Annotated in this window: 3 protein-coding genes and 1 pseudogene; 1 reads left to right on the forward strand and 3 read right to left on the reverse strand. The window is 68.3% G+C overall.

Translation table 11 applies throughout. The features are described from left to right. The 3 genes and pseudogenes from ACFYY7_RS45465 to ACFYY7_RS45475 form a co-directional block, all read right to left on the reverse strand. Positions 1 to 442: pseudogene (locus tag ACFYY7_RS45465) on the reverse strand (ATP-dependent DNA ligase); the annotation flags it as partial. Positions 443 to 464: 22 nt separating this feature from the next. Further along, on the reverse strand, positions 465 to 1433 hold the full coding sequence (locus ACFYY7_RS45470) for a Ku protein (protein WP_388672305.1): 969 nt from the start codon (positions 1431 to 1433) through the stop codon (positions 465 to 467). 509 nt (positions 1434 to 1942) lie between these two features. Next, the gene (locus ACFYY7_RS45475; protein ID WP_388672308.1) at positions 1943 to 2572 is read right to left on the reverse strand and encodes a maleylpyruvate isomerase N-terminal domain-containing protein; all 630 of its coding nucleotides are present in this window, start codon (positions 2570 to 2572) and stop codon (positions 1943 to 1945) included. A 404-nt stretch (positions 2573 to 2976) separates the two neighbouring features. On the opposite strand from ACFYY7_RS45475, the gene ACFYY7_RS45480 reads away from it, so the two are divergent. Further along, positions 2977 to 3126 (forward strand): hypothetical protein, encoded by a 150-nt coding sequence (locus ACFYY7_RS45480; protein ID WP_388672311.1) that lies wholly within the window; start codon positions 2977 to 2979, stop codon positions 3124 to 3126. Positions 3127 to 3314: the final 188 nt, after the last annotated feature.

A 3314-nucleotide genomic window follows, 5' to 3' on the forward strand; every position in this document is an offset into this window, starting at 1 on the left:
CCGTCCAGCCCCAGGCCCTGAAGGAGGGCGCGCCGCTCGGCGTACGGCAGCCCGGTCAGGCCGCGGCCGTCGAGGTGCACGGCGTCGAACAGAACGAGGTGGGCGGGCACGACCTCGGCCGTCCGGGTGGCCTTCGCCGCCGAGGCCAGGCCCATGCGGGACTGCAGCCGCTCAAAGTCACTGCGCCCTTCCCGGTCGAGCGCGACGATCTCGCCGTCCAGAACCGCGCGCCGGCCAAGCACGGACCCGAGCCCTGCGAGCTCCGGGTAGAGGGCGCTGATGTCCGCCCCGGACCGGGACCGCAGTGTCACCGTCCCGTCGCCCGGGAGGTAGAGGCCCGTTGCCCGTCCTGCTTCACCTCGAACGCCCACCGGTCCTCCACGGACGTGGGCGGCAGGCTGCCCGGGGTGGCGAGAATCGGAGCGATCCGCGGCAACTCCATGACCATCCGGCTTCGCGCCTGCTCAGGAGGCGTTGCGCTTCCTCGCGGCCGCGGTCTTCTTCGTGGTGGTCTTCTTCGCCGTGCGCTTCTTCCCGGCCGTGGCCTTCTTCTCAGTGGTCTTCCTGGCCGGGGCGGCTTTCTTCTTGGCCGTGGTCTTCTTGCGTGGCTGCATCGTGTGCACGGTGGCGTCCTGGTCCTGGCCGTGCTCGCCGCGCGATTCCCTGGCCGCCTTGACGGAGGCGTTCAGGGCCGCCATCAGGTCGACGACCTTCCCGGACTCCTGCTCCTCGCCCCCGACCGGCTCCGGGAGTTCGGCGCCCTCCGCCTTCGCCTCGATCAGTTCCTCCAGGGCTTCGCGGTACTCGTCCCGGAACCCGGAGATGTTGTCGAGGGCCATGGTGTCGGTGAGCTGGACGGCCCGCTCGATCTCCTCGTCGCCCAGGTCGACGTCCTTGGGCTTGAGGGACTCGGGGCTGCGGATCTCGTCGGGCCACCGCATCGCGTGCAGCACGATCGCATCCTCACGCACCCGCAGCAGCCCCAGCCGCTCACGGTTGTGCCACGCGAACTTGGCGACCGCGACCTTGTCGGAGCGCTCCAGCGCCTTGCGGAGCAGCGTGTACGGCTTCGCCGCGACCTGCCCGTCGATCGCGAGGAAGTACGAGTCGCTGATCCGGATCGGATCGATGCTGTCTGCGTCCACGAACGCCACGATCTCGATCGCCTTCGCGGTCGGCAGCGGCATCTCGTCAAGCTCTTCATCAGTGACCGGGACCAGCTCGTCCTTGGTGAGCTCGTAGCCCTTGCCGATCTCCTCCTGCGGCACGACCTCGTCGTCGATCGAGCAGACCTTGCGCGTGCGGACCCGGCCCATGTCCTCCAGGTGGACCTGATGGAAGCGGATCGCATGGTCCTCGGTCGCGCTCACGACCTTGATAGGAATGCTGACCAGACCAAAACTCACTGCTCCGGTCCACAAGGGCCGCGGCATCCGTACCTCCAGGCCCCCCTGGCGGGTAGTGGGACGGGAAGCGGACCAGCGCGCCAGGAAGAAAGGCGCGCTGACCCCGCGCGGAGACAGGGGCGCGGCCGGGCCACCTCCCGTACTCCGATCCTTGTGCGATGAGGGCGTGATCGCATTACAGACACGTCGGCCTGGCCGTGCCGGGGTGGCCCGTTCGGCTCTCCCGGCAGGTCTTCCACCCGCTCAGGGCTGCGCCTCGGGTTCGGTGACGACGACCTCGTGGCCGGTACGACTTCCCACCCACGCGGGTGACACCTGCCGGGCAGCAACGATTCTTCGCTGATCAGGGCCGGAGCCGGTGCCGCCGAACCACTCGTCCTCACCAGGAGCCCGGTGGTGATACCGGCAGCGGGGCGCAGGGCCTACGTCCTGCCGGAGGCGATCGCGCGCTTGCTGACCACTGCCATGCCCGCCCCCGACACCCTGGTCGACAGGGCGAGCACTCCGGGCGCTGCGGTTATATGCGTCCCCATGAGTCAGCCGTGGCTGCGAGGCTCTCCGTACCAGCGCCAGTTCGTCCGGCGGGGGCGATCATGAGTCTCGATCCGGCCGGTGGCCCACAGAAGAGTCGACCACGGGGTGTCGATGACAGGTACGTCGGGGAACAACCGCGCGAGGACTCGCTCACTCAGGTCCTGCAGGGGCTCCCCGACACGGGTCATACTCTGGGCGATGTCGTGGGTGTGGACCAGGGTCTCGACGATGCCCATGGCGGCGAAGCCCTCAGGGTCGGAGGCGTCGAAGACGTGCGGGGCCAAGGTGGCTGAGTCGGTAGTGTCGACGGCGGTCGCGAGGAGTCCGCCGCAGGCCTCCACGACAGTCAGGAGACCTTCAGGCCCTGCCTCACGGTCCCCGAAGATGACGTTGGCCGGGCCCGCCGGTCGATCACTGGAAATCCGCAGCGGGACGCGCGGTACGGCGCTGGGCTGCGCGAGTCCGAACCTCAGCGCGTACGTGAGCAGATCGTCCGCGAGGTGCTCGAGCGTCTCCCAGCACGTCCACTCCAAGCCGCCAGCCCGTTCCTGCCACTGAGCGGCCGGGACGCCTTCGAGGACGTCGATGCAGTAGGTGACGGCCTGGCGTAGATGCTCCCCCCGCACAAGCATGTGCGGCTCACTAGACGTTGGCATGCGGGGAGCTTATAAGGCCAGAGTGATGTGATCTCCGCAGGGTTGACCGCATGGCTGCGTAGGTTGGCTCTGTACGCGACAGCGAGCAGCGTTTTGACAGCAGTTCGGGAGGCCCTGCGGTGGGCTGGCCCGCGTCAAATATTCACGGCTTTGAGCAGCAGCTCAGGGACCGTAGGCGAGATCGGCCGTCTGCCGCTTCCGGAGGGGCACGGCAAAAGCGCTGGCTACGGGGGCAGGTCGTCCGTAGCGGCGGCACCGTTGCCGGGTGCCAGGTGCGTGGTCCATGTTGCTGCTCAAAGCCGTGAACATCGACATCACCGCCGTGCAGGAGCCTCCCGCAGCGGTGAACAACTGCTGACGCGAGTCGTGAACAAAGCCAGGTGATCGGAAACCCCGCCCGGCAGGTCGGCTGGGTATGCCGGTGCGGCCACACCCTGGACGCGGCACTGCGCTGCACCACCTGCCCGCGTACCTACCGGCGCGACGGCGACGAGCTGGCCGCCGACCACCAGCCCGTGCCACTGGAGTGAGAATCACACCAGTTTGTCACTGTTCCGTGCCAGGCGAGTGATGGTCTCCGAGTCGTGCGAGCGGCACGGATAGCGTCCCGCTCCATGAGCACCGTGCATCTGCCTCCTGCCGAGTACTACGCCACCCTCCCCAAGATCATTGGTGGGGCTGGAGCGGCCATCCGTGACAAGGCCGGCCGGTTCCTCCT

Source organism: Streptomyces sp. NPDC001933 (genome assembly GCF_042890955.1).
GTDB lineage: Bacteria > Actinomycetota > Actinomycetes > Streptomycetales > Streptomycetaceae > Streptomyces.